The 631-nt window shown below is 39.3% G+C and carries 1 protein-coding gene; it reads right to left on the bottom strand.

What is annotated here, in order from left to right:
* Positions 1-279 precede the first annotated feature (279 nt).
* Positions 280-631, bottom strand: a 352-nt coding sequence (locus ACEN33_RS12450; RefSeq protein ID WP_407095212.1) for an HTH domain-containing protein, incomplete at its 5' end; no start/stop codon positions are given.

Genomic DNA, 631 nt, shown 5'->3' with positions numbered 1-631 from the left:
AATTGAATTTCTTCATCAATCGACGAATTTTACTGCGGCACATCGGGGTGCGATTGTGAGCTAAATGCATCAATATTTGTCGCTGTCCTTTGGGCTTTTGACGGTAATTAAATGCCTCTAGGATTAAAGAAAAAGCCACTTGATCTTCACGTTCTCGCTTTTCAATATTCACCTGAGTAATCTTTTTCCATCGATAGTAGCCGCTTTTTGATACACCACAAAAACGACAGAGCGCTTCAATGGTCCACGTGTTAGTTGGGGATTCAAATGTCTCTTGAATCAGTCTAAAGTAGTGTCGTTTGGCTTCTCTTTCGGAAACATTCCCAAGTCGATGAGCCTCTTTTTTTTTAGAAATTTCACTTCAAACTTTAGTTTTTCAATTTCCTCATCCTTTTCAATCAATGATCGCGTGATACTGATTGGTTGGCCTGCCTGATTTAATTCGGGCTGGAAATCCTTCATGCTCCTTACAAAACTCCGTATCACATTACTTCCGAGGAGCGCTGGGTCAAGACCCAATGATAAAAATATATCCTTGGGTTTGTGGCCTTGTTGAGATAAACAATAAAACTCCTGTTTAAATGCATCACCATATTGAATTACATGCTCACTCACATTTTCTATATACGGT

Source organism: Ruoffia sp. FAM 24228 (assembly GCF_045528575.1).
Lineage (GTDB): Bacteria > Bacillota > Bacilli > Lactobacillales > Aerococcaceae > Ruoffia > Ruoffia halotolerans.
The sequence above is the reverse complement of the archived record's forward strand: the minus strand, read 5'-3'. Positions and strand labels throughout refer to the sequence as shown.